This window comes from Parasalinivibrio latis (assembly GCF_036825535.1).
Lineage (GTDB): Bacteria > Pseudomonadota > Gammaproteobacteria > Enterobacterales > Vibrionaceae > Parasalinivibrio > Parasalinivibrio latis.
Window position 1 is genome coordinate 1,127,861 of record NZ_CP098813.1, and the last position, 23,307, is coordinate 1,151,167.

Genomic DNA, 23,307 nt, shown 5'->3' on the forward strand with positions numbered 1-23,307 from the left:
CCAATGTCATAGAATTGGTGTTGAGACAGACGCGCCGGATTCAATATTCACTTTGGTCAGTTGGCGACTGAAGTAAGCTGATTCTTTTGACACAATGGTCATCAGTAATTGGATTGAAGCTTCGGCAAGCGTCTTGAAGTCAGTGCTTATGGTCGTAAGCGGCGGCGTCATCATGGAGGCTATGTCCAGGTTATCAAAACCAATGACGGAGAATTCCCTCGGTATCGAAACTTTCCTGTCTCGCAGGCAATCCATAAGAGAAACGGCTACCATATCGCAAATACAAAAAGCCGATGTATATCCGTCCAAGGCACCTGTTTCCAAGGCATGAGGCAACACTTTTGCTGCCCCAAAATCCATTCCGCCATGGTCGTGCAAAATAGTATCTGCGAAGGCCTCGTCTCCCATTTCAGATTTGGCGTAATCTTCCAAAATAAGAAAGTCCTCGGGCCGGTATTCATAACCGGCCATTTCCAATGCTCGGATAAAACCGGCCTTTCTTTGGTACAAGGAGTGGCGGTAGTTGGAGCCGATAAACTTAATCCTTTTATGACCGTTATTTATCAGAGTATTGGCAGCCAGATATCCGCCAAACTCATAATCGGGAGAGATACTGGAAATATGCATCTCCATATCTGAGCCGTTGATGATTGCAGACGGGATTTTTGCAGCGATAAGTGTGTCTAGGATATGTGGATTATCAAGCCCAAGCAGCAGAACGGCTTCTTTCTCATCAAGCTGTTTTTTCAGAAAATCAACGTCATTGTCTTTTAAAACGATAAGGTCAATTTCTAGGTTCAATCGGTTGGCAACGGCACGCAGTTCCGTTACCAGCTTGGTGTAAAAACCGGTTGAAACACCAAGATAATCGCCAATAAGCAAGGTTAGCTTGCTTACTTTCATGTCAATTTTCAGTTGCTGTTTTTTTTTCTTGTAGCCGGTCTTTGATACCGCCTCCAGAACCTTATCCCTCACGTCCGGATTCACGTTCTCGCTGTTATTAAGGACGCGGGAGATGGTGCTCTTTGACACTCCGGTAAGGGTTTCAATATCTGTGAGCGTCGCTTTTTTTTTGTTTTGTTTCAAAAAGATACTCCTTTCCGTTAACAGCGTGTTCTTGCTGTGAACTCATAATCCCTTGTCGCCAGATGATTCAGAGACGATGTATTTTCAAATCAAACATATATAGAAAAGAGTGTACAAAAATTTTCCCATGTTTGAAATTTTTCTTAGAAATAGTGTTGGGAAATCGATATTCCCAAAAATTTTTCACGAATGTGAAATGAACAAACTTAGGTAAATGTGTTGAGTTTTAGCTTGAGTAATTGAATTAATTGCCTGAAATTTAATAAGTTAAGTAAAGCTGGAGAGCTGAGATACTAATTATCCAATAGGCGCGTAATTCCATATATTTAATTCTGAAAAATTTCATGAGCATGAAATATTTCTTTTGTTGTGATCTGGATCCCGGAGAGCTTCGATGAAGCTGACTAATATATCCGCAATGTTAATTGAATGTGAATTTGGTATTTTCTGGGAAAATGTATGCATGTAGATGTTGAAGCGATTGAGCAGGAATTGAGTTCGCTGAAGATAATAAAGAAAAATAATATTTATCAAAGTCAGCTGGAAAGCGTTCTTTTTTCAATAGAAAGAAACATTAGCCGAATTGGGAACAGAAATCCGAAAATCGGCAACAGCGATTATTCTTATCAGTTTTGTGGACCAGCTGACTGGGTTTCTGGGTTTTGGTGCGGACAGTTATGGCTGTCATACATGGTGACCGCGAAGTCAGAATTTAAAAACAGTGCACTTCTTAGAAAAAAATACTTTAAGACGTTATTAAACAACCCGGATTGGACTGACCATGACTTAGGCTTTCAATTCAGTCTAAGCGCTGTAGCCGCTTATGAATTAACAGGGGATAAAGAGTCTAAGCAACAGGCACTTACAGCCGCAGATTTGTTGCTGGCGAGATTCAGGCGAATAGGGAAGTACATTGTAGCCTGGAATGAAACGCATGAATTGGGATTGGATAAAACACAGGGTAAAACCATTATTGATTCTTTGCAGAATCTCTCACTGCTGTTTTGGGCCTCAGATAAAACATCAAACCCGGTATACCGTAATGCAGCTGTTGCCCATGCCGAAACCATGATGACTCATATAGTAAGGGAAGATTACAGTACATTTCATGTATTTGATTTCGACCCTTTAACTCAAAAGCCGATTCGAGGAGGAACATTCCAAGGCGCACATGATGATTCATGCTGGTCTCGGGGACAAGCATGGGCAATTCATGGTTTTGCGCAAATATATAAAAATACAGGCGACGGTCGCTATTTGGCTTTAGCAAAGAATCTTGCCGAGTATGCGATGAAAAGAATACCTTCAGACGGTGTGCCTAAATGGGACTACAGCCTGTTGGATGGACAGACTCCTTACCGTGATAGTTCTGCTGGTGCGATAACTGCTGCGGGACTGCTTTCAATTGCAGAGTTTTGCAGTCAATTAGATGAAAGGGATAAATATACAAACTGGGCGCGAAAAATTCTTGATGGATTAATTCAAGAGTGTGATTTAACGGGTAATTCAGACGCGCAGGGCTTATTAAATCAAGGTGCGTCATTCGTCAATGCTGATTTAGTAGACAACATGTTGCCATATGGAGACTACTACTATCTTGAATCATTAATGAGGATTAACGGGTATACCGAGTTCTTTTGGTGATTAATGTATTAATATAAGATTTCAAAGGAGATGAAATGCGTATTTCTATGAAAGCAATAGTGCTGATGATGTCTGTTTTATTGACATTCTCAGTGAATGCGAAAAATTATAAACTTGCAACCAATACACCGGCTGACAGCCCAGCCGGGGAATTATTGCAAGATTTTGCGGACAATGTAAAAGCCAAAACTGACGGGCGTGTATCCATCAAGATATATTGGGGTGGTGCGCTCGGCGGACAAGGTGAATATATGCAACAGATCCAGAGTGGCGTTATCGGATTTGGTCTTCTGAGTAGTGCAGCATTGGAAGGTGTGGACTCAGCATTTGGCGTCATCAATCTACCGTATATGTTCCGCTCGCTGGACGAATATGGTCATGTACTAAACAGTGATTACATACAGAAAGAGTTTCTACCTCGCACCAAAAACTACAACATTGAAATCCTGGGTTACCTCAGTAATGGTTTTCGTAGTATCTACACAACCAAACCGATTAATTCCATTGAAGATCTTAAAGGGATGAAGCTGCGTACCGCAGCAACAGATATCTACATTGAAATGTTGAAACTGTTTGGCGCTGTCCCGGTTCCTGTTCCCTTTACAGAAGTGTACACCGCTATGCAGCAGGGCATGGTTGAGGGAGCAGAGGGTAGCCTTGCCGGATTATGGGAAATCAAATTTGGTGAAGTTGCCAAGTATGGTGTCAGGACTGAGCAGACGCGGTTGACTGATTTTATCGTTGCAAACACGAAGTTAATGGAACGAATTGATCCGAAAGATGCAGACATAATTCGATCTGAAATGAGCAAAGCGAGTGTTCTGTCTTTGGATAAAGTAGACCGCGTTCATGCTGAATCTGAACAACTTGCGGTAGAGAAGATGGGTGCTGTTTTAACTGACATTGATAAAACACCTTTTATTAATGCAGTGAAACCACTTTATGAAAAAGCACGTCAAAACAAAGATCACAAAATTGTTCTTGAATCAATCTTTGAACTGCAAGACAGAGCGTTATAAAGCAAGTGACAGGGATATAGTGTGAGTTGAATAGTCACACTATAGTCAACAATCAGCACCATATTAAATCTGAGTTGTAATAATGAAAAGTGCAGAAGTTCAAAATATCGAAGCGAATAAACCAGATAATACATTTGAGTCCGTTTCTGGATATTTGGAAAAGCTCGTTACATCTTTGGTAATATTTTTACTCGGTTTTATGAGTATCCTTATTACTTATAGTGTTATAACGAGATATTTCTTTTCAAATCCGAGTAGTTTATCTGAAGAACTTCTGCGCTTTTCTCTGATTTGGTTAGGGATGCTGGGGGCTGGCGTGTGTGTTAGCAAAGGAATGCATCTCAACTTACCTATATTACTAGACGCGGTTAGTGACAGAACTAAAAACAGACTGAATATCATTAATGCGTTGATTACTATTATTTTCGGGTGCGCATTGACCTTTGGGGGATATATCGCCTCTGTGAGAAATATTGGTCAGATTACACCCATGTTGCATGTGCCAATTGGTGTTTTGCAGACTGTCATTATTTTTCTCGGTATTTTTGTTATTCTTTTTCAAGTACGTCATGCGATAAAACAGTTCAAAGATAACTATTCAACACTATCAGATGTTCTCTTTGCATTCGTCGTGGTTTCGCTGGTTGTTTTGTCAGTGATGTTTATTTTCACAAATGATTATTTTAACAGCCTGGTAGACGACAACCTCGAACTTGTTTCGACCGTTGTTCTGTTTGTCTCCTTCTTCACTTTCTTATTTATCGGGACACCTATCGCGATTGGTTTGGCTATTTCAGGTATTTTGACTCTCGGAATACAAATAGATTTTACCAACTTAATTGTTACATCCAGCGAAAAGCTCTTCAGTGGCTTGGACAGTTTCGGGTTTTTGGCTCTGCCGTTTTTTGTCCTTGCCGGGAACATTATGAACCAAGGGGGGATAGCCCAAAGGCTGCTTGATTTAGCCATGCTGCTAGGAAGGTCAATTCCCGGGAACCTCTGGCAATCCAATATTATCGCTAACATGATGTTTGGTTCTTTGTCAGGTTCGTCCCTTGCTGCGGCAACTGCAATAGGAGGCATTGTCGCACCAATGGCAAAGGAAAAAGGTTACGACAATGCGATGACTACGGTTGTAAACGCTGCTTCCGCGCCCACTGGTATGCTTATTCCACCCACCGGCGTGTTCATTGTGTTCTCACTGATAACCGGTGGTGGTGCATCAATTGCCGCTCTCTTCCTTGCCGGTTACATCCCCGGCATCATTATGGGTCTGGCAGTGATGATCACCTGTTATGCCTATGCAAGGAAACATAAGTACCCGGTAGATAACACCCAACGTGATTTTTCTGAAATCGTACAGGTTTTTCTCAGGGCGTTGCCGAGCCTTGCTCTTGTCATGATTGTTATCGGAGGCATTGTAGGGGGAGTATTTACGGCTACAGAAGGTTCCGGTATTGCTGTTCTTTACAGCTTCATACTTGCCTTGTGCTATCGCTCGATGACTGTGTCATCTTTCGTTGAGGTTTTGCGAAAATCAGCGCTGACATCGTCGATTGTATTGTTCTTGATTGCCTGCTCCGGGCTAATGAGCTGGAGCATGACATTTGCTGATATTCCCACGCTGATTGGTGAAACTCTGGTGTCAATCAGTGACAACAAGTATGTCGTCTTGCTTCTTATCAACATTACTTTGCTGGTAGTGGGAACCTTTATGGATCTGACCCCGGCAATGCTGATATTTACCCCGATTTTCTACCCGGTGGCAGTGAGTCTTGGGGTGGATCCTGTCCATTTTGGCGCTCTGATGGTTTACAACCTTTGCCTTGGTGTCGTGACACCGCCGGTAGGTGCGGTTCTGTTCGTTTCATGTGGGATCACCGGGGAGAAAATAACGAATACGTTCAGACCGCTTATGCCAGTGTTCTTTATGCAGGTCATTGGGTTGTTACTTGTTACTTATATCCCGGCATTAAGCCTGTTCTTACCCAATCTGTTCGGACTTTGATCTGGCTGTTGCTAAAAGGAATGAGACGCCATGGTTAGCGAAGAATTAAGCCTTAATCCTTTAAAAAGCAGGGACGACCTTGCGGCTGCATTGGAAACTCTGATCGCTCCCCTGACAGACTGTTTTGTCAAAGGGAAAACCCAGCTTAATGTTGGGAGTGGAGGACATCACTACACAGAAAATGCTGCTGGCCTGGAAGGGCTGAGCCGTCCTCTGTGGGGGATTGTTCCTTACTGCATGCACTCAGGCCGGGGTAACAGAAATATTTCCAGCTATATTCGGTCAGTGCAGCAGGGAGTCGCAGAAGGCAGTAACCCGGACAGTATGAACTATTGGGGGGATGTTACCAAAGACGATCAAAAAATCGTTGAAATGACTGTGATGGGGCTGTCATTGGCAATGTGTCCTGAGCTGATTTTCAGCCATCTCACCGAACAAGAGCAGTCGCGTTTTGCCAACTGGCTTTATCAGGTTAACGACAACGATGTAAAGCCGACTAACTGGCTGTTTTTCAGGGTGATAATCAATATTGGCCTAGAAAAACAAAACCTGCGTTTTTCGCAACAAAATATCGATAAGGATCTGGAGACGGTTGAACGGTTCTATCTGTCCAATGGCTGGTATACCGATGGTGATGTGGAACAGGTGGATCACTACAATGCTTTTGCGTTTCACTGCTATGGGCTGCTTTACAGTTGGCTGATGGGGCAAGAAGACCCAGAACGTGCCAAGCGATACAAACACCGCGCAGCGCAATTTGCTAATCAATTTGTCCATTGGTTTTCACCAGACGGGAATGCCGTACCGTTCGGACGGAGTATGACGTACAGATTTGCAATTGGGGCGTTTTGGGGTTTATGTGCCGTCAGTGGGTTGGACAGAGAGCCGGAGTGTGCATGGTTGACCCCGGGTGTTACCAAGGGGCTGTTGTTGCGCCACCTGCGAAGCTGGTTCAAACAACCGATTTTCTCTAAAGAGGGAATGCTGACGGTTGGGTACTGTTATCCCAATTTAAGTTTTTCTGAAAATTACAATGCTCCCGGAAGCCCTTATTGGGCGTTGAAAGCGTTTATGGTGCTGTCGTTGCCTGAAAATTCGGCATTCTGGGAGAGTGATGAGGAAAGCTATCCATCACACCTTCCCGCAATTTCAGAGCAGAGGGAACCCAAGTGCGTGGTATGCCGGGATACCCTGTCAGGTGAGGTTTCTTTACTCAGCGCTGGTCAGGTATGTGACTTCGACCCGAGACACAGCGAATACAAATACGCCAAGTTTGCTTACTCCAGCCACACTGCGTTTTCTGTACCTACGGAGGCGAGAAAATTGACCAGTATGGGGGGCGACAACTCCCTGCTGATTAGTACCGATGGGATGTATTGGAAGATGCGGAGGAATTCCATTAGGCATGAAATATGCCATAACATGCTTTTCTCTGACAGTGAATATGATGAAACTACCTTGGTAAGGACAATATTGATTTGGCATTTAAATACCCAAATCAGAATACACCTTGTCAGAAATTCGAAAAAAGTGGTTACCGTTGAGGGAGGATACGCATGCCCGGTTGATGGTAATACGGAATACCGGGATATTCGTACGGAAAAAAGCAGACATATTTCTGAATATCTGGGTAAAGGAAGGCATTCCATTATTTATGATATTCCGATTGATACCTATCACCACAATGTCAGTAATCCAGGCAGTGAAGCACTGAATGTTGTTTCGGATACGAACAGCAATTTATCCTTTTCCAGGTCCGTAATTCCTTCTGTTCGCAGAGAACTTGAACCTGGTGTGAGTATATTTTCAACAGCATGCATCTCTTGCCCGAGTAAATTAAGGAATTTTTATGGTAATGATAAGGCAGAGTTTATCTTTGATATAAAAAGAAATCCACAAATTAAAATTGGGAGGGAAAAAATAACATTTCCACTTATCTGGTTAGATTCATTTTTCTGATGGAGCAGAACTGAATTACTTTTTTTAAACCGAATTCCCGACCGTTACATAATTTAGGAGGATAAGTTATGAAAACTCGTAACTTAGTACCCTGTATCGCAGTTGTATCAGGTATCGCACTGTTTACAGGGAAAGTACATGCTGGAAATTACTATGTAGATTGTGACGCTGCGACAAACGGCGGTGGTACGCAAACATCTCCATGGAATAGTGTTGAATCAATAAACAACTTCGGTGAATTTTCTCCAGGCTCACAAATCCTCCTGAAAAGAGGTACCCGATGTGAGGGGGCGATTAAACTATCCGGCTCCGGCGCTTCTGGAAGCTCCAATGTTCTTGGAGCCTACGGGGCAGGCCACCTTCCCATTCCACTGATTGAAGGCAAAGGAGTCCCCGCTACCGTTGATCTTTTCAATGAGGATAATTGGCGAATCGAAAACCTAGAAATCACAAATGGTGCCGCGGAGTTTGCAGACAGGAAAGGCGTTTGGGTCCACGGATTTGGGGCAGGAACGCTGAACAATATCAGAATTCAAAACCTTAAAATCCATAACATCAAAGGCTGCGATAACGTAGGTTGCGGTAAGTTGTCTGGCGGTATTATTGTTGAAACTCATAAAGGTGACCGGGCTATTAAATTTAATTCCCTTGAGTCAGGTTCTCAATATGCAACGTTAAATGTCGCTAAAGGCACGAATAATTATACCGTTAATGTGGGAAAAGACGCCTTCGTCAGAGATGGTTCGAAAGCAAATACCAATTACGGTAGCAGCAGCGACCTTATCGTTAAAAGAGATGCCAGCGGGTACAACCGACTTTCTTTTGTTGAGTTTGACTTAGGGAGTATCTCTGCACCAAACAACAATGAAGCGTTCAGTGCTGAACTTGAATTGACCGGTGCGAATGTTCAGGATAATTCAAATCTTTTCTTAATGGTTTCAAAGTCGTCGACATTCAATGAAGATACCATTACATGGAATAATAAACCCGCATGTGAAGCGTCAGAAAACTGGTTTATTGTGCGAGGAAACCAAAGCCAACGATACAGTATTGATCTGTCCAATGTTGTTAAAGGTTCTCTTTCTTCTGGAGAAAATACACTTGCACTCTGTATTTCTGCCGGAGTAGAACCCACTAAATATAACAACGTAAAAATTACCAATAATGAAATTTATGATGCCGTATGGGGTGGCATTCAAACATTAGGTGACAGCTTTACTGATTCAAGTGTGTATTTTACCAACGTTTCTATTGATAACAACTACCTCCATGATCTGGTTCATGACGGGATCATATTGCGTTCTACCAAGGATGGTATCATTGAGCGGAACCTATCCGCCGATGTCGCCACAGATCAGCACGGACATGCAGTAGCGGCAATCTGGACCCGAAGCACAGTGGGGGCTGTTACGCAGTTTAATGAAGTATATGGCAGTACCAATCCAACCGATGGGCAGGCATTTGATTCAGACTTGAGTGACCGGGATGCGACCGTTCAATATAACTACTCGCATGATAACAATGGGCTGATGCTTATTATGCCGGGTACGCCGGGAGTGACATTGAGGTATAACATCAGCCAGAATGATGGTTTTGGTTCAGGCGTTATTCATGCGCAGGGCTCAAATGCCAAAATTTACAACAACACTATTTATTCGCCTTATCCTATGTTTGAAGCTGCGAACGGTAGTGGAGAGATCAAAAACAATATTTTCTACATGACCGGGAGTTCTGATTTTTTCCGGGGATCCCGTACGCAAGCAGATGGAAACTTCGTTTTTTCGAATAATGTATACTTCGGAAATCGACCTGCAGACGAGCCAGTTGATACCTTGAAAAAAACCGCGGACCCTTTACTCGTGAGTCCCGGTTCTGCGGGGCAGGGAATGGATACCGTTGACGGCTATAAATTGCGCTCTGATTCCCCTTACATTTCTGCAGGGTTGCGAATCGACGATAACGGAGACAATGATTTTGATTCCACACCCCTTCCGTTTGTCGGGAACCCATCAATTGGTGCATTTGAACATGCGGGCAGTGGTTCGACACACTCATTGAACCAAGTCAATGCGGGTTCTGATTCAAGTTATGTATCAATTGAAGATACGAGAACATTCATTGCCGACAAGTATTTCTCAGGTGGGAATGTTGGCTCCAAACCGAATGCCATTGCTAATACCATTAACGATGATCTTTACCGAACCTATCGTTACGGTATGAGCAGTTACAAGTTTCCGGTAAAAGCCAGCGGCACCTATAAGGTCATTATTTATATGATTGAACCTTACTTTAATTCAGCTGGTCAGCGGGTTTTTGATGTAACTGCGGAAAACCAACTTAAAATTACCGACTTGGATATTTACGCTGAAGCAGGGAAATTCAACGCTTATAAACGCTCCTTTACTGTTGATGTTTATGATGGAGAGCTGACCCTGGACTTTAGCAATACTAAAAACTATGCGGTAGTTTCAGCTATTGATGTTCAAAAACTTTAGGCTATAACGCGTTGTCATTTATGCTCAGGTCCTTAATAGCTGCGGGAATAAGTGGAGTATTGCTTATTCTCGTTTTTTTTGTTTCTTCCACCATTCTTGCTATTGACAAGCGAGTTGCAGGAGTTATCGCAGGTCAACTGGTTACCGTCTGTGAACTTGAGATCATCAGTCGTGAATTTTTCTATCCGGTTAAATATGGCGACATGTCTCTGAAACAAGCGGAGCTAAAGTCAAAAAAATACCTCGTGGAGAATTATGTAATACGTGTTCTCGCTGCCCGTGAAGATTTGGTTGGGGAGGTTTCATTTACTGCTCTTGTAGATGCTTTTCGAAATAGGCAAGAGCTCATAAATGGAGGGGAGGCAATTATCTATGGTCCACTTACTATGGATTTTGGGGATTTCTACCTCAATGCTCACAAACAGCTTAGGGTCAAATTAAAACGAAAGTACAGGCATCATGACTCATTGAGCGGTCAGTGGGATATTTCCAACCTTGTTGCTGCTGATGTAGAAGAACTATCCAGTACAGTTCAATTTAAAAATGTGTTTCCCGCAGTCCTGTATCCCGAATATTGGCTGCCTTTATACAAGCTAATATTTTCTGAAACTGTCTACCCGGATGACTACGACGGTTGCTGACAATCAAAGGAAAACAGTACTGATTTCGTTTTTCCGCTTTATGTAACGCTTTATTGAGCTATATGTATGGAAACTTCATGCACCGTAATCTTTTGTAAACACGAATAAAGCTGAGTAAAGCTGTTATCGTTTAATGCATCCAGGTGCGTAACCTTGCTTCGTGAACATCATCTTACGAGGCTAACAATGTTTCGGTATACGCTTTTCCTCACTGTGCTTTGGGCGGTAATGGCTGTTGCTGCTTTTCCTGATCAATCGGATTTCTTCTATTTTCGTCACCAACTGATAATGCTGACCGGCATTATTGGTTTTGGCTATATGGCTGCGGCGATGGCTCTGGCTGTCCGTTCCCGCTGGCTTGAGGCTCGTATAAAAGGCCTGGACAGGATGTATCGCTACCACAAGCATCTTGGGATAGGGGCCACAGTTGCTCTTGTCCTGCACTGGCTCTCGGTCGAAGGTGCCAAGTGGCTGGTAATGGCCGGCGTCGTATCCCGCCCCAATCGAGGTTCCCGTCTGATAGAGGGTTTTAACTGGCGAGGCTTTGCGGAGGGTGTTGGGGAATGGGTCTTTTATGGTTTCCTGGTATTTGCTGTCGTCAGCTTGTTAGAGCGAATAAGCTACGGTCGTTTCAGGGCTGTTCATAAAGCGGGCAGCATTCTGTTTATTGGCGCTGTTTTACATTCTGTCATTTTGGTCGACTCCGGGGTGATGGCGATACCCTACAATATGGCGGTTTACGTTATGAGTGCCATAGGCCTGATAGCTGCATTAATTTCATTGACAGGCCGGATAGGTCGTTCAAAGAAAATGGCAGGAAGTATTTCCTGGGTGATGCCGTTAGCCGGTAAGACGGACAAACCAGAAGCACTGCATTTTGAAATTGACCTGAAAGGTAATCTTGACGTGAAGCCGGGTCAGTTTGCATTCGTTAACTTCCATGATGGTGAGTCGCCCCATCCTTTCTCTGTGTTGCATTATGATTCACAGCAGCACCGAATTCAGTTTGGTGTCAAAGCGCTTGGCGATTACACATCAAAATTAGTGAAATCAATGAAAGCCGGTCAGCGGGTAACGGTTGAAGGTGGATACGGACATTTCACACCTAGTGATTGTTTTCACCAGATTTGGGTAGGAGCGGGAATAGGAATCGTCCCATTCATCGCCTGGCTATACGCTGAAAAGATGTTGAACAGTGTGAAAAATCGCCAAATTACACTTTATTACTGTGTACCAAGCCGCGCTCAGGCATATTTTTTGGGCATAGTTACACGGTTATCCCGCGAACTGGATCATGTTGAACTGGTTGTTGTAGATGACGGACTGCAACAACGACTGTCGAGTGACAACATTTCCCAAGCCGTAGTGGATCATGATTACGAGATTAGTTTTTGCGGCCCTGAAGGTTTTGCAAAGGCGCTAAGATCTGAAACCGCGTTGCTGCCAAACCCCCCGCAAGCGTTTCGCAATGAGTTGTTTAAGATGAGATAAAAGAAAACGCCCCCGGTTTATTTATTTGTTCTGGGGGCGTTTTAGGGGGACACGTATTCTGAATGACAGCCGTGCCGGTTGGGAGCGTATCTTAGCGGGTGACCAGATTAATAAAGATCTGGGCGCCTACCAGTACGCAGTCGTCGTCCAGGTAGTAAGGGTTGGCATGCAGGTAGTTACGAATACCTTTTTCGTCACTGCCGCTGCCGAGGAAAAACATGGCGCCCATCTTGTCTTTTGATGCATTAACCATGTAACTGAAGTCTTCACTGCCGGTCATTGGAGCACCTTGGGTGTTGACGTTTTCTTCTGCCAAGAAAGCCTTTGCTGCCGCGGCAACACGAGCCGTTGCTGCCGGGTGGTTTTCAACCGCAGGGTAACCGACGCAGTCCATAGTGGTTTTGAAACCACGGATTTCGCTTTGGGCAACGATACCGGCGAAGCTGTTTTTAAGAATCTGGTCGGTTTCTGCATCCATCGCACGAATAGTGCCTCGAGCCTGGACATAATCAGCCACCGCGTTTGGAATTGTACCGCCGTTGATCATGCCACAGCCAAATACAGCAGGGCTGAACGGACTGGTTTGCTTCGCAACGATGTAGTCCATATCTTCGATGATACGGGCGGCTTCACGGATAGCATCCAGTCCTTTGTGTGGTGTAGAACCGTGTGCTGATACACCGTGTACATCCAATGTCCACGCTGAACCCCATGATGACATAATGCCGCTGTTGAGCTTAATTGTACCGGTATCCATGGAGGCATCGTTATGCAGGGCATAGACTTCATCTACCCCTTCCATGCAGGCCATTTCCACCATTTTATTTGCACCCGGTACTCGCATGTCTTCCTCTGCCATCTGGAAGATGAAGCGAACGTTGTACTTCATCGAATCCTTGTGCTTTGACAGGAAGTTCGCCGTGGTGAGGGCAATTGCCATATGGCTGTCGTGTCCGCAGTTGTGTGCCATGCCATCGTGAATGGAGGTACAGGCGTTTTCAGTCATGTCCGGCATTTCCAGGCCGTCCATATCTGCACGGATTGCCAACAACTTGAAAGCGGGATCAACAATCAGGTCAGCTGTAAAGCCGGTGTAGCCTTCAAAGGTACGGAGGGTGTACCCGAAACCTTCCATTTGTTCGCGACAGTAAGCTGACGTTTTAAATTCCTTACCTGACGGCTCCGGAATACGGTGCAGGTCATGTCGTGTTGTTTCCGCGTATGCTTTCAGGGAAGCCAGTTCTGGCATAAGGGCGTAAGTTGTCATTAGATCAGTCCTTGCATGCTAAAGCCTACCTGGGCAACCAGTGAGGCACCGAAGAAACAGGCAGTGGAAACTACCAGGAAAATCACGATAACTTTCCAGGACATCTGCTTAAGCTCGTCCATCTTGCCACCTACTGACAGGCCTGCAAAAGCCAGGAGCGGTACACAGCAAGAGAGGAATGACACCTTGCCAACCGAACCGATAAACCACTCGCGGAAAGGCGTTTCAGGCAAGCAAAGTACGATACCAATGATGGTTGCGTACGCGAAGGCCGGCAGTGATGACGGAATGAAATGTTTGGCAACCAGCGACAGGAATACCACCAGTGTCATTGCCACAAAGCTGTCGCCCATTGCGAAAATTGGAGTGCCTGTGGTCAGGGTCTGAGTGAAGATCGCCAGTGCAATAGCAATAAAGACGAACTTCATATCAAGGAAAATGGCTTTCATGATTATTTTTCCTTATTGCAAAGCTTGTAGATTTTTTCTGAAAGAGGAAGGCCCAGGAAGGTCAGGGACAATGCACCCAGTACGGAAGACAACAGGTTTGATGCTGCAGCAATACTTAGCACCTGTTGTGCCAGTGTTTCATCCAGACCGTTAATCAGGGCACCGGATGCGGCGCTCAGCATAGAGCCGCTGCCTACACCAGAACCAGCGGCCAGTGCCAGCGGGTGCAGACCAGTGAGTGGGGCAAGCGAGCCAAGCAAACTGAACCACAGGGTACCGATAACAGAACCACACAGGTAAATAGCCAGAACACCGATATATTCTTGCGAGCCGGTACCGAACTTGCCCTGAATTACAGCGACTGATGGTTCGCGGCTGATAGAAGAACATGCACCGATAGCGCGGCGGCCAAGGCCGAATTTCACTGCCAAGGGAATGGCTACAAACACCGGTAGCAAGTTCCCGATTTCCTGCAGGAACAGCGGGATACCAGCACTCAGAATCATTTCCAGGTTTGGAACAATCATGCCCGCATATTGCGTACCGAGGATTAACAGGCTGAAACCCACCATCTTTGAACAGAAACCTTCTTCCTTCTCGGTGAAGATCTGACCCCAGGCTTTAATTTTGTTTCGGACGGTATGTGTGGACACTGTCATACCGATAATTACAGCAAACAGCATAGGCAAAATTGGGATAACGGCAGAACCGAGGCGGATTTCCTGCTTCCCGATCAGGTACTGGGCGATAAAGATAACGATGGTGGCAACAATCAGGCTGATGGCTATCACCACACCTTCACTGCGCTCCCGCTGCAGGGTAGTTGTCTGTTCCATAGGTATTCCTGGATAAGTTGAATAGCAAATTGGGTTTAATAACTGGGGGCGATTTTAGGGGAGGAAAAGCAGGCTTAATGTGACGGTCGTCAATGGGAAAATATACCGAAAATTCATACGGTATGAATTGTCACATACCCATAACCATCTGTTACATGGAGGAAAAATCATTTTTTCAAATTGCAATGGGGCACTGGTGGGACAACAAATTTCATAGCCTCTTCGACTTTGTTGATTTCTGACATGCTGCAGCTGGGAAAATCACTGCTTGGAGCGTGGAGGAAAGACGAATACCAGCGAAAAAACATAAGTATTATTGCCTGTTTACCTAAATTTATTCCAACCATATTTTCGATAAGCAATGATATATCCCTTAATGGTTATTCGCTATTTATATGAATACTTATGTATAAAGACCAATACAAATTTTACTATGTCTAATTACCAATAAAAAAAAGTAATAACGCAAAATGACGTTGTTTATGTTTCACCTATCCACGCTCAAGGAATTAAAACGTGATGCATTGTGCGAGTCTATGATGTGATCAATGTCAAAAAAACTAATCTTGTTGCGGTCTTATTCTAAAAGAAAACATTGGACTTGCTATGAAAACAAAACCCAATATTTTGGTATTTATGACCGATCAGCAACGCGGCGATACCATCAGTAATAAAGATATTATTTTACCAAATATTCGTCGTCTGGCCTCATCTGGTCTTACATTTAATAATGCATTCTGTCCTTCACCGCATTGCTGCCCATCAAGAGCTACCTTTTTCACCGGGCTATACCCGACGCAACATGGCGTATGGAATAACGTTTGTGTGCAAAACAGATTATCAAAAGGATTAAATGACGGAATAGATTTATTCAGTCAATTTCTCGAGCAAGAAAAGTATGACCTGTTTTATGCCGGTAAATGGCATGTTTGTTATGAGTCGGGTCCAGAGGATTATGGCTTTGAGGAGTTGCATGTAACCTGTAACAAAGAAAGTAAAAACGACCCGACCAGCCATAATATGGCACCTGGCTGGCAAATGTATGCAGGTCTTAAAGACGACGACACAAAATTAAGGAAAAGGGGAGAAATCCTCCGTCCTGGCTATCCTGACTATATACATTATGGTATTCACGAGAATCCATTCCAGGATGCAGATATTGTCGAGTCAGCAATCGCTAAACTCCGCACATTACGGCGTACCCCAACTCAACCATGGATGATGTTTATTGGAACGTTGGGACCGCATGACCCTTATTTTGTACCGCAACGATTTTTAGATATGTATGCCGACTATGAGGTGGAGTTGTCTGATATCCACGTTGATTCGATGGAGGACAAACCTGCATACAACCGCCGTATAAAAGGAATATTTGACCAGCTTACACTGCAAGAAAAAAAAGAAGCCATTAAGCACTATATGGCTTTTTGTACATACGAAGACTATTTATTTGGAAAGGTTATTAACGAGCTTGAAGAGCATGAAGACTTTGACAACACCATCATACTCTTTACCAGCGATCACGGTGATTACAATGGAGAGCACGGATTATGGTGTAAAGGATTACCAGCTTTTCGCTCTGCCTATCATATCCCTGCTGTTTTTTATTGGGGAAAAGGTATAGAAAATCCGGGTAGGACTGTAGATGATTTAGTCTCTTTGGCTGATTTCTCGGAAACATTTTTAGATTTTGCAGGCGCGAAATTTAATGAAAATACGGTTGGTAAAAGCCTGTCTAAATATTTTCACTCTGAAAATAATCAAACCAATCATGAGTTTATATTTACTCAAACAAATGGAAATGAGATATACGGTATACAACGGTCTGTTTTTAATCACTACTGGAAATTGGTTTATAACTCTTACGATTTCGATGAGCTTTATGACCTCAAAAATGACCCTGAAGAATTAAGCAATCTGATAAATGATGAGAGTTTGAAGTATGTCCGTAAATCTCTATATAAAAAACTGTGGCAGTTTGCCCTTGATGTAAATGACCAATGCCTGAATCCATATATAATGGTAGGAATGGCAGAATTTGGTCCGGCTACTGCCTTTGAAAAATAGACAAGGATGTAAAGAACATGGATTCATGGACCCTAATTAGCTTTATCGGTCTTACTGTGCTTGTTGCGATAGTTTCATATATTGCGGCAAAAAAAGAAGACTTAAGTTCGCGCGATGGTTTCTTTCTCGGAGGACGAAGCCTAACAGGAATTTCAATCGGCTTTTCCATTTTGTTGACAAATTGGTCTGCAGAACAACTCATTGGCCTGAATGGGCAAGGTTTTCGTGTTGGCCTTTCCAATATGGGGTGGGCGGTCACGGCTGCACTGGCATTTGTTACCATGGCCTGCGTGTTCCTGCCATTCTTCCTTCGTAAAGGGATTACAACCATTCCGGATTATATCGAATCACGGTTTGGCTCAACTGCCCGGAACGTCATTGCATGGTGTATATTGGTGAATATGGCTGCAGTGGCACTCCCCAGTGTTGTTTATGCAGGGGCTCTCGGTTTAAGTAAAATATTCAATGTCTCTGATTTATTTGGATTATCAGATGGTGGTTCTTTAATACTCTCTATTGTTTTTATCACCGTCGTCGGGAGTATTTATGCGATTTTCGGTGGGTTAAAAGCGGTCGTTGTATCAGATACAGTCAACGGCATCATCTTCTTTATAGGAAGCATCTTTATTCTGTACCTTGGGCTGCAGACCTTGGGTGAAGGCAGCATTTCTCAGGCATTGCATACGTTGGTAACCAAGGAACCGCAAATGCTTAATGCTGTCAGTTCTCCTAATGTAAATGTTCCCTTTGGTGCTGTTTTTACCGGGATGATTCTTATCAATATCTATTGGGCGTGTACCAATCAGGTCATTATTCAGCGCGCGTTGGGAGCCAAAAGTGTTGCAGAAGGCCAAAAAGGGGTACTCCTGGCAGGTGTTGTGAAAGTAGTCAGCATACTGATCCTGATTGTACCGGGTATTATCGCCTTTCATCTTTATGGGCACGAAGGAATAAAAGGTGATGAGGCTTATCCAACATTGGTTAACCGTCTTTTACCTGATGTGTTCGTTGGCTTTTTTGGTGCCGTATTATTTGGCGCGATTATTTCTACTTTTAATTCAACGATTAATTCATGTTCAACGATATTCGCTGTTAACATCTATCAGCCGTTGAAAAAAGGGAACACATCGCAGCAAGACAGTATAAATGCAGGCAAAATTTTTGGTGCAGTACTCGCAGTTTTTGCGGCCATCTGTGCCCCATTTATTAAAAATGCGCCTCAGGGTCTGTACATGTTTATGCAGGAGTTCAATGCTCTTTTCACCGTCCCTATGCTGCTCATGATCCTCGTCGGAATGTTGTCGAAAAAAGCGACAGCGAAAACGACACTTCCAGGTATGGCTACTTACATGGTGCTATACCTGTTCTTCAAATTTGGGTATACAGGCTGGGAGCTTCACTTCCTCCATAAGACTGCCATTTATTTTGTATGTGGTTTGGCGGTAACAGGATGGTTGACGCTTCGCTCTTCTGACATCGAGGTTGTTAAGAAGGAAGATAACGCTCCGGTAGACATTGAAAACTGGAAACACCTGCGTCTTGCTTCTCTTTCCACCATTGCGTTGATGATGACAGCTTATGCGATCGCATCTCCTATAGGGATTGTCGCACCTATTGAGGAGATACCGGGGAATATTGCAGTGATCCTTATGACAGCAGTTATCGGCACCTTCGTAGTCAATTACCTTGTAAAACGCTTTTTCGATAAAAAGAGAACCAATTCCACGTTGAACCCGGATAACGTTTAGCGATGCCACTAAAAGCCCGCTTTTGCGGGCTTTTTTACCGTAATAGTGTTGGGCGCGTAATACTTAACAGTAAACTCAAAAATGAGCACTCAAGTAAAGTGGGAAACACATGGAAAAAGTCCTGGTACATTTTTTGGAAACAGCACTTCACAAAAGCTTGTCTCGCGCCAGTGAGAGCTTGGGTATTACACAGCCTGCAATCAGCAAAAGTATAAAAATCCTGGAGAGCCGTTATGGCATAACCCTTGTAGAGCGCAAAGCAAGGGGCATCGAATTGACAGCGGCGGGTAACTTGCTACTTGAACGAGTGTTGAGAATTGAGCACGAAATGGATGGCATCAAGCAGTCAATGTCCGCATTACTCTCGGAGCAGCGGTCTTTAAATATTGGTGCAGGGCCGGCTTGGGAGTCTCCAATTAGCGCCATTCTTCCCAGCTTTTTGCTGACTTACCCCGATTGTAAGGTTGAGGTCAGGTCCGGACCTATTTGCGATCTTATTACGCCCCTTATCGATAACGAGATTGATCTTGCCTTTGGAGGAGAGGATGGTTCACTTTTAGTACAGAACAATGCGGTAAGTTTTATCCCGCTAAAACGCAGCCGCTTATGTATCGTGGCTCACAACTCACATCCATTAGCTGGTGACCAAATATCTTTGCCAGATCAACTAACCCGTTTTCCCTGGATTGCTTATCAGCATTCTGAACAGATGCTGTTCCGTCTCAACCAGTTTCTAACCCGGGAAGGTGCCAGGCCAGTGCAGTTTATTGTAGAAACCGATTTCCTTGATATGACGTTGAATTTGATGTCAGAAAGTGATGCGCTTCTATGTGTTTCTGACCAACTTCTTCCCCGAATTCAAGCAGCAGGATTGGTTGAAATACGGCTCAGCGAACCACTTTGGCACTTTAACCTGGGGGTGTGGTCACATGCCAAGCAGCAGCGTCACGACATTACAGAAGCGTTTTTGTCGGAAATGAAATCCTATCTCTTCAAAAATGACGCAAACCAGCCTTTTTAGGGAACCGATATTTTGAAAGGATTCACTTGATGCAAGAAAATCCACTCACCGATTGTCACGTCATGGCCAAGCCCTCGGGTGCGCGCTGCAATATTGCCTGTCGTTATTGTTTTTATCTTGAAAAAGAAAAACTCTACCCTGACAGAGATACTGATTGGCGAATGAATGACGAAACACTTGAACGCTATATTCGCCAGTACATAGACGCCCAGACCCAGGATGTCGTTGAATTTGCTTGGCAGGGGGGTGAGCCGACCCTTTTAGGGCTGGATTTTTATAAGAAAGTCGTCAAGCTTTGTCGAAAATACAGCGACGGCAAGCATATTACTCATGCATTTCAAACAAACGGCATCCTGCTAAACGAGCAATGGTGCGAATTTTTTGCGGAACATAATTTCCTCGTGGGCATATCAGTTGATGGCCCTGAAAAACTGCATGACATCTACCGGGTAAACCGTGCGGGAAAGCCAACGTTCGCCGTTGTGAGAAAAGCAGTGGACTACCTGAAAAAGTCTAACGTCTCCTTTAATACGCTGACAGTCGTTCACTCAGACAATGCTGATTATGCGGAAGATATCTATCAGTGCCTTAAAGGGTTAGGGGCGATCCACATGCAATTCATTCCCCTTTTGGAAAGGCAGCCAACTGAAAGCTCTGACTATCTGGTTTCTCTTTCAGAACCAGATGCAAATTTCGGTAATGTCACCCCGTGGTCAGTGTCGCCGCAACAATATGGAAGATTTCTTAACCGGCTTTTTGATGTTTGGGTAACACAAGATGTTGGTACAGTTTTCGTTCAACAGTTTGAAAACACCCTGGCGAGCTGGTTAGGTCATCCGTCAGGGTCATGCATTTTTTCTGAAACTTGTGGAAAAGCACTGGTGTTGGAAGCGAACGGAGATGTGTATTGTTGTGACCACTATGTCTATCCCAACTACAAGTTGGGCAATATTGCTGAAGACGAATTAAAACACCTGGTAATCAGTGACAAAGCGGTTGAGTTTGGAAATAGCAAGAGGCGCGATCTAACGCAATCATGTATAACCTGCGAATACCGTTTCGCCTGTCATGGAGGGTGTCCTAAACACCGAATAGTTACTTCTCCATTGGGACAACCCAGGCACAATTATTTTTGCCAAAGCTATAAGGCATACTTCCAACACACCGAACCATATATGAAGATAATGGCACACCTTGTTTCTCAAGGTAGACCCGCGTCAGACATCATCCCGTTTTTAGCATCAAGGAATATTCAACAGTCTGGATAGATGTAAAGTGATCTGCGTGTGGGACTTGGATAGGTCTTTCTTAATTACAAAACAGAAAACAAATGCGCGTATTAATACAATGGTAACCTGTTGATATTAATGAAATATGAAACAAGTTTACTTGTGGCGTAAGGTATTGGAGAGAGATTATGAGTGCATGCTTTTCCGTAAATGGTTCAGACGTTGAAAACCCAATACTAAAAGTACTGTTGGGTCTGGGTGTCGCTGCAACGGTACTGGTCATTTTCACTGCGGTGGTTCTAATAGCCAGTTCGGCATTAACCTTGGTTGGTGTATTGTTTATCTGCCTGGCCGTTGCTATCCCGGTTTCCCTTATAGGGTGGATCTTTTACAGCATGTTCCGTCGTTTTATTGGATTTTTGCGAACCCGGTGAGGTGTCAGCTTCCCCGTATTTCATTTTGGGCTCCCCACAAAATAATAGCGACCAAGATCTCATCGTTGTAAGAGTTTGAATGGTGGGATAACTGACAATCGGGTAACTTGTTGATTGTTGGAATTTGATACGGCGAGAGAAATTATGGAGCGTTGTGGTCGTTGTCGTCAGTTTACCCGTTCAAAGGATGGCTCGACTGACTTGTGTGGGGCATGGGGACAGCCAACGAAAGCAGACAAAGTTGCCTGTGAGTTTTTTATACCCCGCCAGACTGGCAGATCACTCTCACCAATGAACGCGAAAACAACGCGCAATTGACGGCACATCGCTCATACTTTTGAGTACATTTCTGCTCTATTGTCATGTATGATGCCAAACAAAAAACATTTATTTTTCCTATCCGATCTATATGCAATTAATTAAATATAGATGGTTGAAAATTAAAACATATCAATAAGTTGAAAATGGCATTTATATGTGCTTCTCGCCTATTTTGTTTTTTCTATTGACCCAATCGTTTATATCGTCTGTGCTTTTTCTTTAACCTGTTTATACTTTTTGCGTGTAAAATATTTTGGATATGAAATATGGCATCGCGCTCATTACCCATTCTCGTTATATTTACCGTTTTTATGGCGGGAGTGGTGAGTGCGGACGAAAACCTCCGAAACCTTGCGAATAAATTCTTTGGAACCATTCCTGAAGTGATGCCTGGAGGTGAAAATGATACGATTGAAAAAATTGAACTTGGAGAAAAGCTTTATTTTGAAATAGCATTGTCTGTGAATAAATCACAGTCCTGTAATACTTGCCATAATATTCTGAATGGTGGATCAGGAACTGACAATTTAAAAACATCTGTCGGTGCACTAGGTATAATAGGCCGACGGAATAGTTTGACAACCTGGAATGCAGGTTTCCAGTTTGCCCAATTTTGGGATGCTCGGGCGAGTGATTTAGAAGAACAGGCAAAATTTCCATTACTTAACCCTAATGAAATGGCGCTTCCCTCAGAAGATATTGCTGTACAAAGGCTGGAGGAGTTGGGATATTCAAGCCTGTTTCAACAGGCCTTCTCAGAGCAGAGATCTCCCCTTAATTTTGACAATATCGGAATAGCGTTGTCAGCTTTCCAACGAACGTTGATCACGCATGACCGATTTGATGATTTCCAGAACGGTGATGATGATGCATTAACCCACCAAGAAAAAGATGGACTTCAAACCTTTGTCATAAAAGGCTGTAATGCATGCCATAATGGACCTTTGATGGGAGGTAAGCTTCTGATAAAGATGGGGTTAGTAAAGCCTTACCCAAATAAAGATGACAAAGGGCGAGCTGAGGTAACAGGAAACCCTGCGCACAATTTTTTGTTTAAAGTTCCACCGCTTCGCAATGTCGCGCAAACCTACCCGTATTTCCATGATGGCGCCGGAGAAACGCTGGAACAAGCAGTACGAGATACGGGATGGCATCAATTAGGGGTAAGACTCAGTGAAAAGGAGATTGATGAAATAAGCGCGTTCTTGCGCGCGTTGGATAATACAAGGCTCATGTCTTTTAAGGACAAGTAATTAACTAACTTTATGCGTTATCTTGTCATGCATAAAGATATAATTTATCACATTACTGTTTGGGAGGTAGAGTACTTAATAAAAATTTCAAAAAATAAAGACAGCACGATGTTGTTTACATTAAGTATAAATATCATTCTACGATGTATCAGAAACTAGAATGAAGAATCCCTATGCCTTATTTCTACGTTTTAGAAATTGAGGTGTGGTTTTGTTGAAAGTTATTTCATCTTTGATTGAATAAATCATGAGGAATACTGAATTAACCCAATCGCTTTCTTTCGTTATTAAATTATCAAATTGTTTGGAATACTCGAGTTGGTACATGAGCGTTAATTG

17 protein-coding genes are annotated in these 23,307 nt (G+C 43.6%); 13 read left to right on the top strand and 4 right to left on the bottom strand.

Annotated features, from left to right (window positions below; translation table 11 throughout):
- Positions 1–6: 6 nt before the first annotated feature.
- Positions 7–1,086, bottom strand: coding sequence for a LacI family DNA-binding transcriptional regulator (locus NF212_RS22165; protein WP_434361099.1), 1,080 nt, complete (start codon positions 1,084–1,086; stop codon positions 7–9).
- A 459-nt stretch (positions 1,087–1,545) separates the two neighbouring features.
- Between NF212_RS22165 and NF212_RS22170 the strand changes: the two genes are divergently transcribed.
- From NF212_RS22170 to NF212_RS22200, 7 genes are all read left to right on the top strand, one after another.
- The gene (locus tag NF212_RS22170; protein ID WP_434361100.1) at positions 1,546–2,730 is read left to right on the top strand and encodes a glycoside hydrolase family 88 protein; all 1,185 of its coding nucleotides are present in this window, start codon (positions 1,546–1,548) and stop codon (positions 2,728–2,730) included.
- A 35-nt stretch (positions 2,731–2,765) separates the two neighbouring features.
- Entirely contained in the window at positions 2,766–3,749 is a 984-nt protein-coding gene (locus NF212_RS22175; protein ID WP_434361101.1) for a TRAP transporter substrate-binding protein, read from the top strand.
- A gap of 82 nt (positions 3,750–3,831) precedes the next feature.
- A complete protein-coding gene (locus NF212_RS22180; RefSeq protein ID WP_434361102.1) occupies positions 3,832–5,757 on the top strand; it encodes a TRAP transporter large permease in 1,926 nt (641 codons plus the stop codon).
- A gap of 30 nt (positions 5,758–5,787) precedes the next feature.
- Positions 5,788–7,716 (top strand): DUF2264 domain-containing protein, encoded by a 1,929-nt coding sequence (locus NF212_RS22185; protein WP_434361103.1) that lies wholly within the window; start codon positions 5,788–5,790, stop codon positions 7,714–7,716.
- Positions 7,717–7,784: 68 nt separating this feature from the next.
- Positions 7,785–10,211: a CBM96 family carbohydrate-binding protein gene (locus NF212_RS22190; protein ID WP_434361104.1), complete on the top strand. Its 2,427-nt coding sequence runs from the start codon at positions 7,785–7,787 to the stop codon at positions 10,209–10,211.
- A gap of 59 nt (positions 10,212–10,270) precedes the next feature.
- The gene (locus NF212_RS22195) at positions 10,271–10,852 is read left to right on the top strand and encodes a hypothetical protein (protein ID WP_434361105.1); all 582 of its coding nucleotides are present in this window, start codon (positions 10,271–10,273) and stop codon (positions 10,850–10,852) included.
- A 186-nt stretch (positions 10,853–11,038) separates the two neighbouring features.
- Positions 11,039–12,343, top strand: a complete 1,305-nt coding sequence (locus NF212_RS22200; RefSeq protein WP_434361106.1) for a ferredoxin reductase family protein — start codon at positions 11,039–11,041, stop codon at positions 12,341–12,343.
- 91 nt (positions 12,344–12,434) lie between these two features.
- On the opposite strand, the gene NF212_RS22205 is transcribed toward NF212_RS22200, so the two are convergent.
- The 3 genes from NF212_RS22205 to NF212_RS22215 are packed head-to-tail and all read right to left on the bottom strand — an operon-like array spanning position 12,435 to position 14,895.
- On the bottom strand, positions 12,435–13,610 hold the full coding sequence (locus NF212_RS22205) for a M20 metallopeptidase family protein (protein WP_434361107.1): 1,176 nt from the start codon (positions 13,608–13,610) through the stop codon (positions 12,435–12,437).
- On the bottom strand, positions 13,610–14,059 hold the full coding sequence (locus tag NF212_RS22210; protein ID WP_434361108.1) for a hypothetical protein: 450 nt from the start codon (positions 14,057–14,059) through the stop codon (positions 13,610–13,612). The genes NF212_RS22205 and NF212_RS22210 overlap by 1 nt, the downstream gene beginning before the upstream one ends.
- Before the next feature lie 2 nt (positions 14,060–14,061).
- Entirely contained in the window at positions 14,062–14,895 is an 834-nt protein-coding gene (locus NF212_RS22215; protein WP_434361109.1) for a DUF3100 domain-containing protein, read from the bottom strand.
- A 606-nt stretch (positions 14,896–15,501) separates the two neighbouring features.
- On the opposite strand from NF212_RS22215, the gene NF212_RS22220 reads away from it, so the two are divergent.
- The 6 genes from NF212_RS22220 to NF212_RS22245 all read left to right on the top strand — a co-directional run bounded on the left by NF212_RS22220 (position 15,502) and on the right by NF212_RS22245 (position 22,968).
- Positions 15,502–16,962: a sulfatase-like hydrolase/transferase gene (locus NF212_RS22220; protein WP_434361110.1), complete on the top strand. Its 1,461-nt coding sequence runs from the start codon at positions 15,502–15,504 to the stop codon at positions 16,960–16,962.
- Between the two features lie 17 nt (positions 16,963–16,979).
- Positions 16,980–18,710: a solute:sodium symporter family transporter gene (locus NF212_RS22225; protein ID WP_434361111.1), complete on the top strand. Its 1,731-nt coding sequence runs from the start codon at positions 16,980–16,982 to the stop codon at positions 18,708–18,710.
- Between the two features lie 109 nt (positions 18,711–18,819).
- A complete protein-coding gene (locus NF212_RS22230; RefSeq protein ID WP_434361112.1) occupies positions 18,820–19,731 on the top strand; it encodes a LysR family transcriptional regulator in 912 nt (303 codons plus the stop codon).
- Between the two features lie 29 nt (positions 19,732–19,760).
- Positions 19,761–20,999: an anaerobic sulfatase maturase gene (locus tag NF212_RS22235; protein ID WP_434361113.1), complete on the top strand. Its 1,239-nt coding sequence runs from the start codon at positions 19,761–19,763 to the stop codon at positions 20,997–20,999.
- 149 nt (positions 21,000–21,148) lie between these two features.
- Positions 21,149–21,394: a hypothetical protein gene (locus NF212_RS22240; RefSeq protein WP_434361114.1), complete on the top strand. Its 246-nt coding sequence runs from the start codon at positions 21,149–21,151 to the stop codon at positions 21,392–21,394.
- Positions 21,395–21,981: 587 nt separating this feature from the next.
- Entirely contained in the window at positions 21,982–22,968 is a 987-nt protein-coding gene (locus NF212_RS22245) for a cytochrome-c peroxidase (RefSeq protein WP_434361115.1), read from the top strand.
- The last annotated feature ends 339 nt before the right edge of the window (positions 22,969–23,307 follow it).

Bases quoted from the DNA above. Each gene is read 5' to 3' on its own strand.
- NF212_RS22175 (WP_434361101.1), top strand. From the start codon at position 2,766: ATGCGTATTTCTATGAAAGCAATAGTGCTGATGATGTCTGTTTTATTG.
- NF212_RS22225 (WP_434361111.1), top strand. From the start codon at position 16,980: ATGGATTCATGGACCCTAATTAGCTTTATCGGTCTTACTGTGCTTGTT.
- NF212_RS22170 (WP_434361100.1), top strand. From the start codon at position 1,546: ATGCATGTAGATGTTGAAGCGATTGAGCAGGAATTGAGTTCGCTGAAG.
- NF212_RS22190 (WP_434361104.1), top strand. From the start codon at position 7,785: ATGAAAACTCGTAACTTAGTACCCTGTATCGCAGTTGTATCAGGTATC.
- NF212_RS22185 (WP_434361103.1), top strand. From the start codon at position 5,788: ATGGTTAGCGAAGAATTAAGCCTTAATCCTTTAAAAAGCAGGGACGAC.
- NF212_RS22245 (WP_434361115.1), top strand. From the start codon at position 21,982: ATGGCATCGCGCTCATTACCCATTCTCGTTATATTTACCGTTTTTATG.
- NF212_RS22205 (WP_434361107.1), bottom strand. From the start codon at position 13,610: ATGACAACTTACGCCCTTATGCCAGAACTGGCTTCCCTGAAAGCATAC.
- NF212_RS22220 (WP_434361110.1), top strand. From the start codon at position 15,502: ATGAAAACAAAACCCAATATTTTGGTATTTATGACCGATCAGCAACGC.
- NF212_RS22180 (WP_434361102.1), top strand. From the start codon at position 3,832: ATGAAAAGTGCAGAAGTTCAAAATATCGAAGCGAATAAACCAGATAAT.
- NF212_RS22215 (WP_434361109.1), bottom strand. From the start codon at position 14,895: ATGGAACAGACAACTACCCTGCAGCGGGAGCGCAGTGAAGGTGTGGTG.
- NF212_RS22200 (WP_434361106.1), top strand. From the start codon at position 11,039: ATGTTTCGGTATACGCTTTTCCTCACTGTGCTTTGGGCGGTAATGGCT.
- NF212_RS22210 (WP_434361108.1), bottom strand. From the start codon at position 14,059: ATGAAAGCCATTTTCCTTGATATGAAGTTCGTCTTTATTGCTATTGCA.
- NF212_RS22230 (WP_434361112.1), top strand. From the start codon at position 18,820: ATGGAAAAAGTCCTGGTACATTTTTTGGAAACAGCACTTCACAAAAGC.
- NF212_RS22240 (WP_434361114.1), top strand. From the start codon at position 21,149: ATGAGTGCATGCTTTTCCGTAAATGGTTCAGACGTTGAAAACCCAATA.
- NF212_RS22235 (WP_434361113.1), top strand. From the start codon at position 19,761: ATGCAAGAAAATCCACTCACCGATTGTCACGTCATGGCCAAGCCCTCG.